This is a genomic window from Pseudomonas sp. Z1-12 (assembly GCF_051132015.1).
GTDB classification, from domain to species: Bacteria; Pseudomonadota; Gammaproteobacteria; order Pseudomonadales; family Pseudomonadaceae; genus Aquipseudomonas; species Aquipseudomonas zanjanensis.
This window is the reverse complement of the sequence record NZ_CP071647.1, coordinates 154,556-172,946: the sequence shown is the minus strand read 5'-3', so window position 1 is coordinate 172,946 and position 18,391 is coordinate 154,556. Positions and strand designations below refer to the sequence as shown.

General features: G+C 61.5%; 14 protein-coding genes and 1 pseudogene. 2 read left to right on the top strand and 13 right to left on the bottom strand.

The genetic code is table 11. From position 1 onward, the window contains the following. Positions 1 to 117: 117 nt before the first annotated feature. The 7 genes and pseudogenes from J3P85_RS00735 to J3P85_RS00705 all read right to left on the bottom strand — a co-directional run bounded on the left by J3P85_RS00735 (position 118) and on the right by J3P85_RS00705 (position 7,272). Positions 118 to 1,053 (bottom strand): sigma 54-interacting transcriptional regulator, encoded by a 936-nt coding sequence (locus J3P85_RS00735; protein WP_434704551.1) that lies wholly within the window; start codon positions 1,051 to 1,053, stop codon positions 118 to 120. A 47-nt stretch (positions 1,054 to 1,100) separates the two neighbouring features. After that, entirely contained in the window at positions 1,101 to 1,682 is a 582-nt protein-coding gene (locus tag J3P85_RS00730) for an alpha/beta hydrolase (RefSeq protein ID WP_186709448.1), read from the bottom strand. A 225-nt stretch (positions 1,683 to 1,907) separates the two neighbouring features. Further along, a complete protein-coding gene (locus J3P85_RS00725) occupies positions 1,908 to 2,153 on the bottom strand; it encodes a DUF2789 domain-containing protein (RefSeq protein ID WP_207966200.1) in 246 nt (81 codons plus the stop codon). A 170-nt stretch (positions 2,154 to 2,323) separates the two neighbouring features. Next, positions 2,324 to 2,530, bottom strand: a pseudogene (locus J3P85_RS00720) (efflux RND transporter periplasmic adaptor subunit); the annotation flags it as partial. Between the two features lie 436 nt (positions 2,531 to 2,966). Beyond that, positions 2,967 to 5,402, bottom strand: coding sequence for an alpha/beta hydrolase (locus tag J3P85_RS00715; protein ID WP_434704550.1), 2,436 nt, complete (start codon positions 5,400 to 5,402; stop codon positions 2,967 to 2,969). 9 nt (positions 5,403 to 5,411) lie between these two features. Then, positions 5,412 to 6,854, bottom strand: a complete 1,443-nt coding sequence (locus J3P85_RS00710; RefSeq protein ID WP_434704549.1) for a TIGR01777 family oxidoreductase — start codon at positions 6,852 to 6,854, stop codon at positions 5,412 to 5,414. Beyond that, complete coding sequence (locus tag J3P85_RS00705) at positions 6,847 to 7,272, bottom strand: cell division protein (protein ID WP_434706304.1); 426 nt, start codon at positions 7,270 to 7,272, stop codon at positions 6,847 to 6,849. Before J3P85_RS00705 ends, J3P85_RS00710 begins: the two co-directional genes overlap by 8 nt. An 836-nt stretch (positions 7,273 to 8,108) precedes the next feature. Here J3P85_RS00705 and J3P85_RS00700 point away from each other — a divergent pair. Both J3P85_RS00700 and J3P85_RS00695 read left to right on the top strand, forming a co-directional pair. Beyond that, entirely contained in the window at positions 8,109 to 8,480 is a 372-nt protein-coding gene (locus J3P85_RS00700) for a DUF6124 family protein (RefSeq protein ID WP_434704548.1), read from the top strand. Positions 8,481 to 8,928: 448 nt separating this feature from the next. Beyond that, entirely contained in the window at positions 8,929 to 9,666 is a 738-nt protein-coding gene (locus J3P85_RS00695; protein WP_434704547.1) for an RHS repeat-associated core domain-containing protein, read from the top strand. A 36-nt stretch (positions 9,667 to 9,702) separates the two neighbouring features. Here J3P85_RS00695 and J3P85_RS00690 read toward each other — a convergent pair whose 3' ends face one another. From J3P85_RS00690 to J3P85_RS00665, 6 genes are all read right to left on the bottom strand, one after another. Then, complete coding sequence (locus J3P85_RS00690) at positions 9,703 to 10,569, bottom strand: ABC transporter permease (protein WP_434704545.1); 867 nt, start codon at positions 10,567 to 10,569, stop codon at positions 9,703 to 9,705. Positions 10,570 to 10,581: 12 nt separating this feature from the next. After that, positions 10,582 to 11,442 (bottom strand): ABC transporter ATP-binding protein, encoded by an 861-nt coding sequence (locus tag J3P85_RS00685; protein ID WP_434704544.1) that lies wholly within the window; start codon positions 11,440 to 11,442, stop codon positions 10,582 to 10,584. A gap of 5 nt (positions 11,443 to 11,447) precedes the next feature. Continuing rightward, positions 11,448 to 12,473: an ABC transporter substrate-binding protein gene (locus tag J3P85_RS00680; RefSeq protein ID WP_434704543.1), complete on the bottom strand. Its 1,026-nt coding sequence runs from the start codon at positions 12,471 to 12,473 to the stop codon at positions 11,448 to 11,450. Between the two features lie 37 nt (positions 12,474 to 12,510). Then, positions 12,511 to 13,413 carry a TauD/TfdA dioxygenase family protein gene (locus J3P85_RS00675; RefSeq protein WP_434704542.1) on the bottom strand — a complete coding sequence of 301 codons (903 nt, stop codon included), beginning with the start codon at positions 13,411 to 13,413 and terminating at the stop codon, positions 12,511 to 12,513. Positions 13,414 to 14,858: 1,445 nt separating this feature from the next. Beyond that, the gene (locus J3P85_RS00670; RefSeq protein WP_186709498.1) at positions 14,859 to 16,226 is read right to left on the bottom strand and encodes an HlyD family type I secretion periplasmic adaptor subunit; all 1,368 of its coding nucleotides are present in this window, start codon (positions 16,224 to 16,226) and stop codon (positions 14,859 to 14,861) included. Further along, positions 16,216 to 18,372, bottom strand: a complete 2,157-nt coding sequence (locus J3P85_RS00665) for a type I secretion system permease/ATPase (protein WP_186709500.1) — start codon at positions 18,370 to 18,372, stop codon at positions 16,216 to 16,218. Before J3P85_RS00665 ends, J3P85_RS00670 begins: the two co-directional genes overlap by 11 nt. Positions 18,373 to 18,391: the final 19 nt, after the last annotated feature.

The following is an 18,391-nucleotide window of genomic DNA, read 5'->3' as shown; positions in this document are numbered from 1 at the left end:
CAACGCTTTTGTGGCGAGGGAGCTTGCTCCCGCTGGGCCGCGCAGCGGACCCAAGATTTTGCGGTCGCTGCGCAACCGAGCGGGAGCAAGCTCCCTCGCCACAGGTGGGTATCCGGTCTAGAGCGTTTGGCCCAATTGATTGAGCAGCGCCTTGAGGGCTGTACGCTCGGCGTCCGAACCCTGTGCAATGACCTGCGCCACTTGCTGATCGATCAGCTCCAGGGCCGATGGTTGGGACGGCAGATTCAAATGCTCCGGCAAAATCTCCTCCCCCGTGCTCACCAGCAACGCGAAGTGGATGACGTTTTCCAGCTCGCGGGTATTGCCCGGCCAACTGTGCTGTTCGAGGGCATGTTGCGCGGCTTCACTGATCAGCGGCACGGCCAGGCCGAGTCGCTGGCTGTAGATGCCCAGGAAGTATTCGGCCAGGGACAGGATATCGCCCACCCGTTCGCGCAGGGCCGGCAGTTCGAGCCGGCCTTCGCCCAGATAGTGGTAGAGCCGTTCGTGGAATTTCCCGGCCGCCACCGCTTGCGCCAAGTCGATGCTGGTGGCCGCGACCAGGCGGACATCCACCGGACTGGGCTGATGAGCGCCGACACGGGTGACTTCATGGTTCTCCAGGGCCGCCAGTAGCTTGATCTGGATCGGCAGCGGCAAGTCACCGATTTCATCCAGGTAAAGAGTGCCGCCGTTGGCCGAACCGAACCAGCCGGCCCGGCTGCTGGCTGAACCGCTGTAGCTGCCGGCGGCATAGCCGAACAGTTCGGCGTCGGCGTAGGTCGGGCTGATGGCGCCGCAGTTGACCGACACAAACAATCCGCCGCGATCGCTTTCGCGATGGATATGCCGGGCCAGCAGTTCCTTGCCGCTACCGGTTTCGCCGCGTATCAGCACTGAAATCGCCCGGGGCGCCAGTTGCTCCAATTCCTGGCGCAACTGCCGTGAACGAGGATCGACGAACACCAGCGCCTTGGCGCGAATGCTCAGGGGGCTTTTTTCCGCATCGGGAAAGGTCAGCAAGGGCTGACCGAAGGTTTCATGCAAACTCATGGCAGGCTCCCGCCCCAGGCCGCCGGGAGACGGGGGGCGCTAAAAATTCAGGCGCGACGCAGGGCGTGATGCTCCATGCGGTTTTGCAGACGGTAGAGGTAAGCGAAACCCTGCTCCCAACGCTGGTGGCCGGACTTCACATTGATATGCCCCGCCCCTGAAAGGATCCCGGCCTCGGCGCCCCAGTTGCGGGCCAGCTCCAAAGCGCGCGGGGCGCTCACGGCGGCGTCGTTGTCGGAGCTGACCACTTGGCTTGGGAACGGCAGCAGATCATTGGGAATCGGCGCGAAGTTGCGCAGCGCCGGGACGCAGGCCGGCCGCTCGACATCCGCCGGCGCCACCAGCAACGCCCCGCGCACCTGCCGCAGGAAGTGCACCGGTGCGGTGGCGGCCCAATGGGCCACGGTGATGCAGCCCAGGCTATGGGCAATCAGGATCACCGGCGTGCTGTCGGCGGCCACGGCCTCGGCCAGCGCCGCGACCCAGTCCTCACGCCGGGGCGTCACCCAGTCGGCCTGCTCGACCCGGGCGCTGTTGGGCAGGCTGTTCTGCCAGTGGGTTTGCCAATGATTTTCCGGCGATCCTTGCCAGCCCGGCACAATCAGGTAGCGAATCGATTCGTTGCGCATGGGTGCTCTCCTGCGTGTCTGTTCCCGGACGAGTATAGGGAGGAGAGGTATATTACTTAAGGAATAAGAAGCTATTTGTTAATGCTTAAAACGAATAACAAGTTAACCCTGTGGGAGCGAGCTTGCTCGCGATAGCGATATGTCTGTTGCATCAGTGTTGGCTGACAGTCCGCCATCGCGAGCAAGCTCGCTCCCACAGGTTATTGCCCAAGCCCTGCATCGGCCTCACTCACTGCGGCCCTTGCGCAACAGCACGTCGAGCTGATCCACCACCACCGCCCAGTCCGCATCCTCGAGGATTTCGTCGCGCAAGAGTTGCCGCTGGCCCTCGCTCCAGAAGAAGGCATCGGAGAGGTGCAGATCGGGTTTAAGTGGAGAATGGCTGGCAATGAATTGATCGATGCTGACGGCGTCGTCAGGCAGGCCGAGTTGTTTGAACAGGGCGGGAAGTGTATGGATCGGGGTTTCCATGCGGGACTCCTGAGCATGAATGGATGGCTGGGCGCTATTCCTGCAGTCTAGCCCCTTGGAGCTGAGCACACCGTGGCGAGGGAGCTTGCTCCCGCTCACGCAGCAACGCCGAAGCCTCCCGGCGCTTGTCCTCGCTATCACCAACAAACGCCTGCGCCGGCAGGGTGTCGCCCCTTCTTGAACGACTCGCCCTCGCTGAACGGCAACTCGACAATCCGCCCGGCCAATTCGCTGGCCAACACGGCTTGATCACGTGCTCGAAGCACGCCACGCGCGTCGCTGCCCGACGCATTGGCCGAGACATTGCTCTCCAGCACCGGATCGTCGGAAGCCGGCGTCTGCGCCTGAACCTCGCACGTGATGAAGGTCAATCCCACAACCCATCAACTCAAACGCCGTATGACCGTTACTCCCTGGCGGATGGGCGGAGTCTACGATAGCGGTGGAGGCGTTAAGGGAGTAACCGTGGAGGGAGGGAAATCTCTGTGACGAAGGCAGCGTTGACCACACAATCTCTTCAACTTAGGATGACCCCACTCAACCCCGTACGCAGAGATTAAATTCTCTGGCCGTTGGGGTGAAAACACCGGCTTCGGCCGGTTTTTTCGTTTCTAGGGATTGAGAACAACTCCAGAGTTGAACGCACTCCTTGTGGCGAGGGAGCTTGCTCCCGCTGGACTGCGCAGCAGTCCCAAACCCTAACGCCTCGGTGTATCAGACAGATCGCATTCAAATTGCTTGGGGTTGCTGCGCAACCCAGCGGGAGCAAGCTCCCTCGCCACAGGTTCTGTGATCGACGGATCATCGCGCTGCCTACTCCACCAACCTCAACACCCCATCGCAATACACCACCTCACGCCCCAACCACCCCACATCCACCTGAGGCAACACCGCCGAAGGTTTGCGCAGTTCACGCAGCAACGTCGAGCCGTGGGACAGGCGACCGCCCATGCGCGCGATCACGGCGCGGGCGCTTTGGTAGTGGGCGTGGCGGCCGGGGTCCAGGGTGTCTTCGAGCAGGATGTCTTCGCCGAGGATGCCTTGGGCCTGACCTGGATAGATCAGGAACCCACTCGCCTGCTCGGTGCCTTCACGACCGTCCTGCCAGAAGCTGCCGTCGCGGCTGCGGATGTCCGGATGGGGTGCGAACCAATGCTCGCGGTCGGCGCTTGGCATGGCGTGGTGCAGGCGGAAGAAGATCCGCATCAGGTCGTCGCGATACCATTCGCGCACTTGCAAGTAATAACCGCGCAGCCCCGGCAGGCCGGCGCCATGGGCCAGGCGAATCGCCAACGGCCATTGTGGAAATGCTTGCAATGGCAGCTCCGTCGGCGCCGGACGCGCAGTGGCCGGGTCGGTTTCCCACGGCAGCCGATGAGGGCTGTGTTCAAGGTTGTCATAGGCGGTCGGTGGCCGTCCCAGCCGGTCGCCGCCACTGCTGGCCAAGGCGCTGGCAATGCACAGGTTGCCTTGCACCACGAATACGTAGAAACGGGTAAACCAGTCGGCCAGTTGCTGGCCGTCGGCACCTTGCTCGGTGAGTTCGTGCAGTTCTCGGTCAAAACGTCGCAAGCCGTTTTCCAGCGTCAGCAAATGCCCACGGGCGATGCGCTGCATGCGCAGGAACAACGGCAGCGAACGCAGCAGGCGCAGTGGCCGCCAAGGCAGGTGAGGGGTGGCGCCACCGACTTCGCCGGCGTAGCTGCTGGCGCTGATGCCCCAGTCGGCCAGCCGGGCGAGAAACAGGTCATTGTTGATGTACGAAGCGCCGCCAAACACTGCCGTGAAGGGCTCGTTGTCCTGTAGCACCCGCGAATCCCAACGCGCCATGATCGCCGGAATGCTCGCCGCCGCGCGGCGCTGGGCGTACTCCACCAACACGCTGGGTCGGGGCGGCAGGATCTCGGCGATGTTGGCAGCGGTCAGGTGACGGCGCCAGCCGTAGTCGCTGATCGGCCGGTATTGGAGCAGCCACAGTTGGGTGCCGTCCCAGGCCCATTCGACGTCGCCGGGCACGTAATGAAAGACCCGCAATACGCCTTGCAGAAAGCGCCATAGCGCCTCGGCGCTCAGGCCGTGGGCAGGCTTGAACATACCGCTGTTCCATGCCTCGCCGAGACGGGAAATAACCGCCCGCTCGGGGCTCACTTGGCCATCGGCCAACGACTCCAGGTGCCCCTCGACCCATTCCAGTTCAACGGACAGGTGACGCACGAACGCGATCCCGGACAGCCGTGGCGTGATGAAGCGCTGCACCACCACTTCCTCGACACCCGCCGCGCTCAACTCGGCAATGCGCGCAGGTACGTTGTGCATCGGTTCGCGCAGGTACGTGGTGCTCAAGCCCGCATTGGCCGCATCGGCCTGGTCCTCACCGTAACTGGAGGAGCGCACCGCCCAGGTAGCGTCCGGCTGGCCGTCCAAAAAACCCTGCAGGCGCGGATCATCGCAATGGTTGAGTGACAGCGCCGCCGGCACCGGCTGCCCCGCCAGCGCCGCGAGACGCAAGCGGCCGCCTTTGGTATGCGCGACAAAACCACGCTCGCCAGACTCCAGCCATGCCGTGAATTCAGCGGGCGAGTCGATCCACGGGTAGTGGCCCCAACCGGGCTTCAGGCTGATGGTCAAGTCGGCACGGGCCAGAATGGCCGACCAGGCCGCCGCCTGCGCAATGCCCAATACCTTGTCCTGATCGCCCCACACCAGTTCGACCGGGTCGGTGATCCATTCCAGCAATGGCAAGGCAGTGTCGGCGCGCACCAGGTCCCAGTGCGGCACAAAGGCTCGGCAACGAGCGTAGCCGGCGCCCATGCGTTGGTACTGCGCAGGCGTCCAGGCCTGGCTGGAGAACTTGTGGGCAAACAGCGTCGGCTTGTTCGCCAGCAGCCAATGAATGGTCTTGCGAATCGGCAGTGGCGACATCAATGCCGGCAGCCGCCGCTGCCACAAAAACGCGCCCACCGGCGCCAGCAACACGCTGCGGCAAAAGTGTCCCGGTTGACGCTGCAAGGCGTGCAGCACCAACAAGGCGTTGACCCCGACCGCCATGATCGCGCTGCCCTTGTCCGTTGCCGCCAGCAACGCCTGCGCGTAGGCCGCCAGGTCTTCACAGGGAGCCTGGGGATTGTTGCCAAAACCAGGCAGCTCAAGCGGCACCACGTCGTGGTGTTGAAAATGCGGCAACGCGTCGTCCCACCAATCGGCCGCGCTACCGTTGCCGGCCAGCAGGTACATCCGGGGCTTGCTCATGGGCGCTCCTCAGGCCAAGTCGCGCAGGGCGGCGTCGAGCGTCGGGTAACGGAACGTATAGCCGGCCTCGACGAGACGATTGGGCACCACCCGCTGGCCGTCGAAAAACAATTGCGCCATCTCGCCGGCCAGGGCGCGCACTGGCGCGGCAGGAATGTGGAACCACACCGGGCGCTTGAGCACCTTGCCGACACTTTCGGCAAACAACGCCTGGCTGACTGTTTCTGGCGCCACCAGGTTGTACGTACCGCTCAGGCTTTCATCATCGAAGGCTCGGGCGATCACTTGGATCACGTCATCGCGATGCACCCAACTCATGATTTGCCGACCGTCGCCCATCCGCCCGCCGAACCCCAGGCGAAACGGAATCAGCAACGGCAGCAACGCACCGCCCGGACCGAACACCACGCCCAGGCGCATCACCACCTGACGCACGCCCAACTCAGTGGCAGGCCGGGCTGAGGCTTCCCAACGCACACAGAGTTCAGCCATGAAGCCATCGCCCTGGGCGGCGCTTTCATCGAGGCTTTCGCTGGCGTCACGCACGCCGTAAAAACCCACCGCTGAGGCCTGTATCCACAACGCCGGTTTGTGCCGGGCGTTTTTCAACCAGGCCATCAAGGCTTCGGTGGTGTTGACCCGGCTGGCAATGAGTTGCGCCTGGCGCTTGGGACTCCAACGCGGCCCGGCCACCGGGGCACCCGCCAGGTTGATCACCACATCGAACATTTCGTCATGGCCCAGCTTGCCCAGCGAACGCAGGCAGCGGGCGCGGCCGTCAAACAGATAGGCCGCTTTCAACGGATCGCGAGCCAGCACGCTGACCGTGTGCCCGGCGTCGAGCAATTGATTGACCAGGGTCTCACCGATAAACCCAGTGCCCCCCGTGACCAGCACGCGCTTGTAGGCGCCGCCGGCAAATGGGTTGGCCGGCTTGCCTGCCCGTTGCATGCGCAAGGCCGCCAAGCCGTCGCGAATCCCCGAGGCCGTGACTCCGATGGCGAACAAGGTCAGCAGCCAGCCGCGCCAACCGAGGTCGATCACGCTCAGGCCGGTGGGCAAACTCGCCCACTGCGCCAGTTGCACGCCGTACAGCGCGAAGAAGGCCCCGCCGTTGACCGCCAGCACCGTATGCATGATGCGCTCGATGGCCGGCAGCTTGCGGCTGCGGTCCTCGACCACGAAGTCCCAGAGCGTCAGGCAAATCTCCAGGGCGAACAGCAGCGCGATAACAATCGCCCACGTTCCCTCGAAGGCCAGATGCGCCATGCCCAGGAACAGGATCCCGTAGAAACATGAGCGCAAGGCGTGGATCGACAGCTCCAGCCGCGCACTGTGGCGATAGGGCAAGGCGACGGTGAGTTCGTGGTGATACAGGGTGTCCAGCGCACCGAGGATCGCCTGGGCGATCAGCAGGGCGATGGCCCAGTCCAGCAGTGAAAAATCAGCCATGGTTGGAATCACTCGACGCGTTGTCAGTCAGGGAGGTACGGCGGTCGTGGCGATAGAGCCAGAACAGCGGCGGCAATAAAACGAGCAGTGCGAAGCTGTCGAACCACAGGTGCGACCAGACCTGTGCCTGGGCGGAAATCCACATGTCCTGGGGTGCCCACAGCAGGATGCCGGCGATCAGCCAACCCCAGGGCATGGCGCGCTTCAATCGATGACCGATATGGACGAGGGCGAGCATGTACAGCCCGTAGCTCTGCAATGTGGCGCCGAACAAGGCCAGCCACCAGACTTGTTGTGCGTGTGCCGTAGCGGGCACGGCATTGGCGCCCCAGAACGCTTGTTCGATGGTGTTCAGATAGTGATCGAGCAAGCCGGAGTGACCGGCCCACGCCAGCGTGACGCCGGCGAGCAGGTGCATCAGGGCCGCCGCGTACAACCAAACGACCAGGGCTTTGCGAAGAGGGCTGTGAGAGGTTGGCATTCCATGTCCTGAAGGCTTGCTTGAGGGCGGCCAGTCTAAAGGAAATGGGAGGGGCTTTACTGGGCTGATGGGTTGGCAGCGATAATTAAATCTCGCCAACGAGACCTGCTTCGCAGGCCAGCGGGAGCAAGCTCTCTCGCCACAGGGATTTAAGTGTCAGGTTAGCGGTGAATTGAAGATTGTCATCGCGAGCAAGCTCGCTCCCACAGGGGTTTTGTGTCGAACTCAATATCGAGACCAACCCCGATCACCTGTGGGAGCGAGCTTGCTCGCGATGACGTCAGCCCAGACACCCCCAAACCCGTGGCGAGGGAGCTTGCTCCCGCTGGCCTGCGAAGCAGGCCCCCAGCATTCCTTCAGGCACACCGCATCGCCCGGGTTTGCGACTGCTGCGCAGCCGAGCGGGAGCAAGCTCCCTCGCCACAGGTTCTGTGTACCGCTTACCTACAACTGAGTCCTAGGAGATTTCCTTCAAGTTGCGGCGATGTTGGTGAACTTGTCCGGCGCTTGGCTCGTGGCTAGTCTGGGTTTGTCACTGAAAAAACGGTGACACGGACGTGCAAGTCCGAACAAACTGTTTAGGATGCAACGCTGCATCGCTCAGGGGCTTTCTTCTGCCCTCTGGCTTTATGGCGGCTGCGCGCAGGAGATCCTTGGATCTGCTGGGTGTCCTAAACAGGCCCGGTCTTGCACACCTGCGTACGGCCGCCACCCCATTCGCGTGCAAGCGGACGGTGACGGTTCCCAACTAATTACTGTTTAGGGTATCTCTCATGTTCAAAGCAACTCCAAATCCGCCAGGAAGCCCTGGCAACACCGCCGACAAATCCTCGAAAACCAAGAAACTCGACGAAGCCGCCGAGCGCGCCCTCGATTACTACCTCAAACCCAAACCTGCCGATAAATCCTCAGCCAAATCCCAAACCGCCCAGCTCTTCACGGTCGCCCCGGACATCGACACCGAAACCCTGCTGGCCAATGCATCCGAAGACCTGCTGTCCATCAGCGCCATCGCCGCCGACCTGGCTGATGATGTCGACGGTTCGCGCCGCAGCGTGATCCTGGCGATCAGTCGGATGGCCGATGGGGTGCATTTGTTGGTGGAGCGGGCGATGGATCGACTGGAGGTGCAAGCGACTGGCTGAAATGTCTGTGGTGAATTGAAGATTGTCATCGCGAGCAAGCTCGCTCCCACAGGGGTTTTGTGTCGAACCCAATATCGAGACACAACACCACCTCACTGTGGGAGCGAGCTTGCTCGCGATGACGTCAGCCCAGACACCCCAAAACCCGTAGCCAGAGATTGCTCCCGCTGGCCTGCGTGTAGGAGCTGTCGAGTGAAACGAGGCTGCGATATTCCCCCAGACACTTGAGTCCCAAGCGAAAGATCAAACGATCGCAGCCTTCGGCAGTTCCTACAGGGAACAGTCGAGCGGGAGCAATCCCTGGCCACGGCTCCTGTTGGCGTCCGGGTACCTGCAAGCAGGATGCGCGGAGTGAGAAGAACTAACAGTTCTGATAGTTCTCCAACCGGCGCCAAGGGAGTAGAACTATGGCCAACAACTCCCAGCCTCATGCTTGCCGGTGTTTCGTATGACCCAGACCAAAACGAACGACCCAGCAACCCCCAGCCAACAACGTACCGTGTTGCTGGCGGTGGACCTTAAAAACTCGGTACTCGCTGAAGTCGACGCGGGCAATACCAATCGCATCGCATACTCGCCGTACGGTCACCAGTCGGCGCAGCAGGAAGTCGCCTCCCAATTGGGGTTCAACGGCGAACGGCGGGAAACGACGCCCGGATGGTATTTCCTGGGTAACGGCTACCGCGTCTACAACCCACGCCTGATGCGCTTTCATAGCCCGGACAATATGAGTCCGTTTGGTAAGGGTGGGTTGAATGCGTACATGTATTGCGGTGGGGAGCCGGTGATGAATTCGGATCCGACGGGACATTTTTTTTTCCGCTTTTTCAGGCGAGTGATACCCACCGTGGTGGTCGCCACAGCTGCACAGTATAGTGACCGGATAGCGCCCCTTCCCCCGATGTTGCAAGCTAGCCCAACCGCTACATCAACTGCAGGCGCACCGGTTGCCTATCTTTTTCCTGCCAAGGCAACTACCGCGCCGAAAACGGGGAAAGGAGCCTTTATCTCGTACTCCGACAACAATGTAAGTTCCGTAGGTACAGCCACAACTGGGGGTCCTCGTCAGCCCAAGCAACAAACTAACTACGAGGCGCGTCGCAAAGAGGTAAGCGCAAGCGCCCGTGACCAAATCCGAAAAGAAGCTGATTACCGCAGCAAACAAAACGAGAAAAATGGCAGGTGAAACCCAAAAAGGTAAATCATCTTGATAGTTACACCTTTATAGCTGCATCCCCCAACGCTTCACCGTCACCCGCTCCAAACTGTCGAACACCAGGTTCTCCACCAGCAACCCGATGAGGATCACCACCGCCAACCCGGCAAACACCTTATCGGTATACAGCTCGTTGCGGTTCTGGAAGATGTACCAGCCCAAACCGCCCTTGCCGCTGGTGGCGCCAAATACCAGCTCGGCGGCGATCAGGGTGCGCCAGGCGAACGCCCAGCCGATCTTCAACCCGGCGAGGATCGACGGCAGCGCCGCCGGGATCAGGATGAACAGCACAAAACGCAGGCCCTTGAGCCCGTAGTTGCGCCCGGCCATGCGCAGCGTTTCCGACACGCCGAGAAACCCCGCATACATGTTCAACGCCAGCGCCCACAGCACCGAATGCACCAGCACGAAAATCAGGCTGTTCTGCCCCAGGCCAAACCACAGCAGCGCCAACGGCAACAAGGCAATGGCAGGCAACGGGTTGAACATCGAGGTCAAGGTGCTGAGCAGGTCGCGGCCCAACTGGGTCGACACCGCCAGGGTAGTCAAGCCAAACGCCAGGAGGATGCCCAGAAAATAACCCTTGAGCAGCACCACCAGGGAAATCCACACCTTGCCCAGCAGCTCGCCACTGAGCAAACCGTCATACAACGCGTTGGCGGTTTGCAGGAAACTCGGCAGCAGCAGGTCGTTATCCTGGTAACGCGCCACGCCCTCCCACAGCACCGCCAGCACAATCAGGATCAGCGCTTTACGCAGCCAACCCTGTTGCCAGAGACGCTGGCCCAGGGGCAATTCCCGCTCCAGCGGCACGTGGGTCAGCGGTTGCAGGTCGACTTCGTATTCTTCGCGCGCAGGCGATAACTGGCTCATGAAACGTTCCCCTTAATACGCGACACGGATGTCGGCGAAATCCAGCTCAGGCTCGGCGTCCGCCGACTGGCCTTGCTCGAACAGCAACGAATGAATCCGCCGCGCCGTGTGCTGGAAACCCACGCCGCCGAGGCTGTGCAGGTCGTATTGATGGCTGTGGATTTCCGCCCTCACCCGTCCCGGGTGCGGCGACAACAGCAAAATACGATTGCCCACCACCAATGCCTCTTCGATGGAGTGGGTGACGAACAACAACGTGAAACGCACCTCCTCCCAGAGCAGCAGCAATTCCTCCTGCATCTTGCGCCGGGTCAGGGCATCGAGTGCGGCGAAAGGTTCGTCCATCAAGAGGATTTTTGGTTGCATCGCCAACGCCCGGGCAATGGCGACGCGGGCCTTCATGCCACCGGACAAGGTGTGGGGATAGGCATCGGCAAACGCCGCCAGGCCGACCTTGTCGAGATAATGCAGCGCCCGCTCCTCGGCTTCGCGACGCTTGAGCGTGCCCGACGCCAGCAGCGCGAACATCACGTTCTGCTTCACGGTTTTCCACGGCGGCAATTGGTCGAATTCCTGGAACACCACGATGCGATCCGGGCCCGGTGCTCGGACGGTTTGGCCTTGCAAGCGGATCTCACCTTCGCACGGTGCGATGAAACCACCAATGGCCTTGAGCAGCGTGGACTTGCCGCACCCGGACGGGCCGAGCAGTACAAAGCGGTCCGCCGGATCGACCTCGAAACTCACTTGATGGGTGGCCCGCACCACACGCTGCGGGGTGCGGTATTCCAAGCTGACGTTGTTCACTGACAGCAGCGCAGTGTCAGCGGAGGTGGCGTTGCTGGCCGCGTGGCCTTGCAATGGCGCGTTCATGACGATCAGCTCCCCTGCAACGGCTTGGCGTCCTGGAAGAAATAATCTTCCCACGACGCCGGTTTGTGCTTGATGGCGCCGACGCGGTAGAGGAACTCCGCCAGCGGGTAAGTGTTTTTCGGGGTGACGGTGAATTCGATCTGCGGGTTGTCGATGATCTTCAGCAAGGTCGCCCGGTCGATCTTGGCCTTGGTCACACGCAGGTAGGTGTCCGCCGCCGCGCCTTTGTCCTTCTGGGCGAAGTCGGCCGCTTCGGTCAGGGCCTCGACGAAGGCCTTGTAGGTCTTCGGGTTTTGATCGCGGAATTTCTCGGTGGCGAACAGCACCGTGGGTGAATTCGGCCCGAGCACGTCATAGGAGTTGAGTACGACGTGGACGTTGGGATTTTGCAGGGCCTGGTCCTGGAACGGTGGATTGGAAAAGTGCCCGGTCAACTCGGTGCCGCCGGCAATCAACGCGGCCGTGGCGTCCGGGTGCGGGACGGCCAGGGTGTACTTGTCGAGGCGATTGAAGTCCTTGTCGCCCCACTGCTTGGCGGCGGCGAATTGCAGGAGCCGCGATTGCACCGACACACCCACCGCTGGGACCGCGATGCGGTCCTTCTCGGTGAAGTCGGCGATAGTCTTGACGTTCGGGTTGTTGCTCAACAGGTAATAGGGAAAGTTGCCCAGGGAGGCCACGGCCTTGACGTTCTGCTTGCCACGGGTGCGGTCCCAGACCGTCAGCAGCGGCCCGACGCCAGCCCCGGCAATGTCGATGGAACCCGACAGCAACGCATCGTTGACCGCCGCGCCGCCTGATAGCTGGGTCCAGTCGACCTTGATGTCGATGCCCTCCTCCTTGCCATGCTTCTCGATCAATTGCTGGTCGCGGACCACGTTCAGCAACAGGTAAACGATGCCGAACTGTTCGGCGATGCGAATCTCGCCTTCGGCGTGGGCGCTGGCGGGTGCAACGAGGCTGCCAGCCAGCAAACTGAGCCCCAGGCCGATGGCGGCCGCCAGTGGGGCAAAAGCAATGCGTGTGGACATGGTGATTCTCCAGGCTTTTTGCGCGAGGCGCAGCCGATCAGAAAGGGGCGTCGCCCTGGATGGTGGTGCGGTACAGCTTGCGGCGCAGATGACCCGGGCAACCGGCGGCCAGGTGAATCAGCGAGCGGTTGTCCCAGAACACCAAGTCGTGGGGCTGCCATTGATGGCGATAGATGTTCTGCGGCAGCACGCTGTGGGCATACAGCTCCGTCAGGATGGCTTTGCTTTCATCTTCCGGCAGGCCGACGATGCGGGTGGTGAAGCCTTCGCTGACAAACAACGCCTTGCGCCCGGTTTCCGGGTGGGTGCGGACGATGGGATGCACGACTTCGGCGACCTGGGCCAGTTGCTCAGGCGTGAGCGTCGGGCGCCAGTTGCCTTCGAATTTGGTCTCGCTGTAGCGCGCCGTGTAGGAGTGGGCCGCCGAACGGCCTTCTACCTCTTTGCGCAGCGCTTCCGGCAACCCGTCCCAGGCCTTGTGCATGTCAGCGAACAGCGTATCGCCGCCTTCGCTCGGCAGCTCCTGGGCATGAAGCATCGAGCCGAGGCTGGGAAGTTCTTTATAGGAAAGATCCGAATGCCAGAACTTGCCGGCGTCCCCCAGGCCGATGGATTGGCCGTTTTCGATGATGTTGGAAACGATGAGGATTTCCGGATGCCCGGCCAGCAGGAATTGCTTGAGCACATGGATCTGCAGCACGCCAAAACGACGGCTGAAAGCGATGTGCTGTTTGGGTGTGATGCGTTGATCGCGGAACACCACGACGTGATAGTCCAGGTGGGCGCGGTGGATGCGGGCGAAATCCTGGTCGTTGATGGGTCTGGACAAATCCAGGCCAACGATCTCGGCACCTACGGCATCGGGGAATGGACGGATGTCGAACGACTGCGGCGCGATGTTCGCGGCATTTGAATCTGGAGAAAAAGAGACGGCTGGCATACATCACTCCCACGCACGGCGCGCTTGAATGGGCGCGCAATCGATCAAAACTCACGGCGTTACCGTGTTGGTTTGTGTCGTGCGGCGCGCCGATTGGTCGGCAGGTACGCAGGGGGATGACTTTAAAGGCATAAGAAAAGTAATTTAAATACTAAAAATGCATAACTATATGGCAGAACCGGTGGGAGCGACTCTGATCCTGTGGGAGCGAGCTTGCTCGCGATGGCGTCAGGTCAGACACCTATCTGTCGCTGACACACTGTTATCGCGAGCAAGCTCGCTCCCACAAGGATTTCATGAACACCACGGTCCTGTGGCGAGGGAGCTTGCTCCCGCTTGAGTGCGCAGCGCTCATCGCTTTTTTTTGGGGCCGCTGCGCGACCCAGCGGGAGCAAGCTCCCTCGCCACAAAAGCTTCAAATCATCACTTTATAGATTGATCAACAGTAAATCCTGTGGGAGCGAGCTTGCTCGCGATAGCGTCAGGTCAGACACGTATCTGTCGCCGCCACACTGCTATCGCGAGCAAGCTCGCTCCCACAAGGATTTCAAGAACACCACGGTCCTGTGGCGAGGGAGCTTGCTCCCGCTTGAGTGCGCAGCGCTCATCGCTTTTTTGGGGGCCGCTGCGCGACCCAGCGGGAGCAAGCTCCCTCGCCACAAAAGCTTCAAATCATCACTTTATAGATTGATCAACAGTAAATCCTGTGGGAGCGAGCTTGCTCGCGATGGCGTCAGGTCAGACACGCATCTGTCGCTGACACACTGTTATCGCGAGCAAGCTCGCTCCCACAAGGATTTCAAGAACACCACGGTCCTGTGGCGAGGGAGCTTGCTCCCGCTTGAGTGCGCAGCGCTCATCGCTTTTTTTTGGGGCCGCTGCGCGACCCAGCGGGAGCAAGCTCCCTCGCCACAAAAGCTTCAAATCATCACTTTATAGATTGATCAACAGTAAATCCTGTGGGAGCGAGCTTGCTCGCGATGGCGTCAGGTCAGACACCTATCTGTCGCTGACACACTGTTATCGCGAGCAAGCTCGCTCCCACAAGGATTTCAAGAACACCACGGTCCTGTGGCGAGGGAGCTTGCTCCCGCTTGAGTGCGCAGCGCTCATCGCTTTTTTGGGGGCCGCTGCGCGACCCAGCGGGAGCAAGCTCCCTCGCCACAAAAGCTTCAAATCATCACTTTATAGATTGATCAACAGTAAATCCTGTGGGAGCGAGCTTGCTCGCGATAGCGTCAGGTCAGACACGTATCTGTCGCCGCCACACTGCTATCGCGAGCAAGCTCGCTCCCACAAGGATTTCAAGAACACCACGGTCCTGTGGCGAGGGAGCTTGCTCCCGCTTGAGTGCGCAGCGCTCATCGCTTTTTTGGGGGCCGCTGCGCGACCCAGCGGGAGCAAGCTCCCTCGCCACAAAAGCACCGAGTCACAGCTCGATTCATTTACCGCTCGTGCAACGCCTCGGACCGAGCCTTGATGATTGGCTTGAGCAGGTAGCTGAGCACGGTTTTCTTGCCGGTGATGATGTCCACCGACGCCACCATCCCAGGGATGATCAGCAAGGGCTTTTCAGGCGTGCCCAGGTGGCTGCGTTCGGTGCGCAGCTTGATGATGTAGTAGGTGGTTTTCTTGTCTTCATCGGTGATGGTGTCGGCGCCGATCTGTTCCAGCTTGGCTTTCATCCCACCGTAGATGGTGTAGTCGTACGCGGTGAATTTCACCGTGGCGTCCTGGCCGGGGTGCAGGAAGGCGATGTCCTGGGGACGGATTTTCGCTTCCACCAGGAGGGTGTCGTCCAGCGGCACGATTTCCACCAGGTCGCTGCCGGGCTGGATCACACCGCCGATGGTGTTCACCAGCAGTTTATTGACAATGCCGCGTACCGGCGAGGTCACCAGGGTACGGCTCACGCGGTCTTCCAAAGCCTTGCCGGTGGCTTGGGCCTTGTTCAGGTCGGTGCGTGCTTCGTTGAGTTGGGTCAGGGCTTCGCTGCGGAACTTGCCGCGGGTCTCGTCGATCTTGCGCTGCACTTCCTTGATCGCCGATTCGGCGCGAGGAATCGCGAGCGTCGTGGCATCCAATTGCCCGCGGGTCTCGACTTCGGCGCGCTTGAGCCGCAGCACTTCCACCGGCGACACCGCGCCTTGGGCCACCAGCGGCTCGGACATGTTGATTTCCTGGCGTTGCAGCGCCAGGCCGGAGCGGTACTGCGCCTGCTTGGAGACGAACTCGCGCAGTTCCTGCTGGCGCTGGATCAACTGCTCCTGCAAGCCACCGATTTCATCGTGCAATTGCTGGCGACGGCTGATGTACAGCGACTCTTCGCTGGCGGCCTGGCCCGGCACCGCCTTGAGCACATCGGCCGGGAAGTTCAGCGGCCGGTCATCAACCTCGGCACTCAGGCGCTCGACCCGCAACAGCATGGACAGGCGATCCGCTTCGGTCTCGCCGACGTTGGAGACGAACCGCGTGTCGTCCAGGCGAATCAACGACGCGCCGGCCTCGACGATCTGCCCTTCCTTGACGAACAGCTCAGCGACGATGCCGCCTTCCAGGTTCTGGATCTTCTGGATCTTGGACGAGGGGATCGCCTTGCCGTCGCCCTTGGTCACTTCGTCGATTTCGGCGAAGTTGGCCCACAGCGCCAGGAACACAAAGAAGCCGATGATGCCCCAGATTGTCAGGCGCACCACCCGGGGAGCGTCCTCGATCAGGGCTTTGTTGACCTCGGGCAGCGGTTGGCCATGCAGTGAATCGGAACCTTTGAAGTAACGACCCACAGCGCCCTTGAAACCTGATTTAAGCAACACTGATCTGCCCCTTCTTCAACGCTTCCATGACAGCGGCTTTCGGGCCATCGGCAAGAATCTGTCCCCGGTCGATCACCAGCAGGCGGTCCACCAGCGACAGCAAGGAGGCCCGGTGCGTCACCAACAACACGGTCTTGTTTTCCACCACGGCGGCCAGGCGTTGTTTCAAGCGTTCTTCACCGGTGTTGTCCATGGCGCTGGTGGGTTCGTCCAGCAGCAGGATCGGCGGGTTGAGGAGCAACGCGCGAGCCAGGGCGACGTTCTGGCGCTGGCCGCCAGACAGGTTCTGCCCGCGCTCACCGACTTGCAGTTCATAGCCTTGCGGATGCAGGCGGGCGAATTCATGCACGCCGGCCAGCTCAGCGGCCTGGAGCACCAGTTCGTCTTCGACGTAACGGGCGCCGGAGGTCAGGTTGTCCCGCAGGGTCCCGGCCAGCAATTGGATGTCCTGGGGCACGTAGCCAATGTTGTAGCGCAGCTCGCTGACGTCGATCTGGCGGATGTCCACGCCGTCCACCAGCAAGGCGCCGTCATCCGGCTGATAAAGGCCCACCAGCAACTTGGCCAGGGAACTCTTGCCCGAGCCGCTGCGGCCGATGATGCCGATTTTCTCGCCCGGCTTGATCACCAGGTTGATGTTCTTCAGCGCGGGGTTCTGCTGGTTCGGGTATGTGAAGTTCAACTGCCGGCATTCAACGGCGCCCTGCAACACCTTGCGACTCAGCGGGCGCTCGTCGAAATTGCGCTCCTGGGGCAGCTCCATCATCTGGTCGACCGAGGTCATGGTCACCCGCGCCTGCTGGTAACGCGTCAGCAGGCCCGACAGCGAGGCCAACGGGCTGAGGGCGCGGCCGCTGAGCATGTAGCAGGCCACCAGTCCACCCATGCTCAGGTTGCCGGCGATGATCAGGTAAACCCCGAAGACGATCATGATCACCCCAGCCAATTGCTGGATCAGCAAGGTGATGTTCATCGCCAGGCCGGACAGCATCTTCACCCGCAGTTCGAGGCGACTGAGGGTGCCGATGGTCTGCTCCCACTGGTACTGGCGTTCGCTCTCGGCGTTGTTGACCTTCACCGCGTCCAGGCCGGCCAGGGTTTCGATCAAGCTCGACTGGCGCTCGGCGCCCAGGGCCATGGTGCGCTCCATGGTCGCGACTAACGGCTTCTGCAGGGCATAACCGATCAGCAGGGCAATCGGGAACGCCAGCACCGGAATCCACACCAGGTGCCCACCGATAATCGCGATGACCATGAAGATCAGCAGGGTGAACGGCAAATCGATCAGGCTGGTGAGGGTGAGCGAGGCGAGGAAGTCCCGCAGGCTCTGGAACTCATGGATGTTCTGGGCAAAGCTGCCGACCCGCGCCGGACGGTGTTTCATGGCCATGCCGACGATGCGCTCGAACAGCGTCGCCGAAATGATCAAGTCGGTTTTCTTGCCCGCCAGGTCCAGGCACAGGCTGCGCAGCATCTTGAGGATCAGGTCGAAGACATAGGCGCCGGTGATGCCGACGGCCAATACCCAAAGGGTCGATTCGGCCTGGTTCGGCACGACGCGGTCGTAGACGTTCATCACGAACAGCGGCGCGGCCATGGCGATGATGTTGATCAACAGGCTGGCGGCGATGGCATCGGCGTACAGCCAACGGGAGCGCTTGAGGGTGTCGCGAAACCACGAACGCGCCCGGGGAATGAGCGTGCCGTGGTTAACGTCAAATTTATGCTGCGGTTGGGCGAAGAACACCTTGCCGCTGTAGTCATCGGCCAGCAGCTCGCGGCTGACCGTCACCTCACCGCCGTCGCTTTCGCTGAGCAGCAATCGCGCCTGGTCGTCACCGACCCAGCCCAGCAGCACGGCGCTGCGGCCGTCTTTAAGCAGCAGGAGCGCCGGCATGGCGATGGTCGGAATTTGCTCGAGCTTGCGTTGCAACACCCGACCTTGCAGACCGGCACGGGCTGCCGCGCGCGACAATAATTCGACGCTCAGCCGTTGCTTGGGCAGCGGCAGGCCGGTGGTGAGCATCGCCGCGCTGGCCGGCTTCTGATGCAGCATGCAGAGCGCCAGCAGACCGTCCAGCAGCGGGTCGTCGTGCAGCGTGCGCGGGTCATGAACTAGTTCGACTGGACTGACTTCTGATTCCACGCTCGGCACTCTGACTGAT

What these genes read in the sequence shown, in the direction of transcription:
- J3P85_RS00725 (WP_207966200.1), bottom strand. Translation starts at nt 2,153, where the DNA reads ATGGAAACCCCGATCCATACACTTCCCGCCCTGTTCAAACAACTCGGC.
- J3P85_RS00675 (WP_434704542.1), bottom strand. Translation starts at nt 13,413, where the DNA reads ATGCCAGCCGTCTCTTTTTCTCCAGATTCAAATGCCGCGAACATCGCG.
- J3P85_RS00735 (WP_434704551.1), bottom strand. Translation starts at nt 1,053, where the DNA reads ATGAGTTTGCATGAAACCTTCGGTCAGCCCTTGCTGACCTTTCCCGAT.
- J3P85_RS00715 (WP_434704550.1), bottom strand. Translation starts at nt 5,402, where the DNA reads ATGAGCAAGCCCCGGATGTACCTGCTGGCCGGCAACGGTAGCGCGGCC.
- J3P85_RS00680 (WP_434704543.1), bottom strand. Translation starts at nt 12,473, where the DNA reads ATGTCCACACGCATTGCTTTTGCCCCACTGGCGGCCGCCATCGGCCTG.
- J3P85_RS00695 (WP_434704547.1), top strand. Translation starts at nt 8,929, where the DNA reads ATGACCCAGACCAAAACGAACGACCCAGCAACCCCCAGCCAACAACGT.
- J3P85_RS00700 (WP_434704548.1), top strand. Translation starts at nt 8,109, where the DNA reads ATGTTCAAAGCAACTCCAAATCCGCCAGGAAGCCCTGGCAACACCGCC.
- J3P85_RS00730 (WP_186709448.1), bottom strand. Translation starts at nt 1,682, where the DNA reads ATGCGCAACGAATCGATTCGCTACCTGATTGTGCCGGGCTGGCAAGGA.
- J3P85_RS00690 (WP_434704545.1), bottom strand. Translation starts at nt 10,569, where the DNA reads ATGAGCCAGTTATCGCCTGCGCGCGAAGAATACGAAGTCGACCTGCAA.
- J3P85_RS00710 (WP_434704549.1), bottom strand. Translation starts at nt 6,854, where the DNA reads ATGGCTGATTTTTCACTGCTGGACTGGGCCATCGCCCTGCTGATCGCC.
- J3P85_RS00705 (WP_434706304.1), bottom strand. Translation starts at nt 7,272, where the DNA reads ATGCACCTGCTCGCCGGCGTCACGCTGGCGTGGGCCGGTCACTCCGGC.
- J3P85_RS00685 (WP_434704544.1), bottom strand. Translation starts at nt 11,442, where the DNA reads ATGAACGCGCCATTGCAAGGCCACGCGGCCAGCAACGCCACCTCCGCT.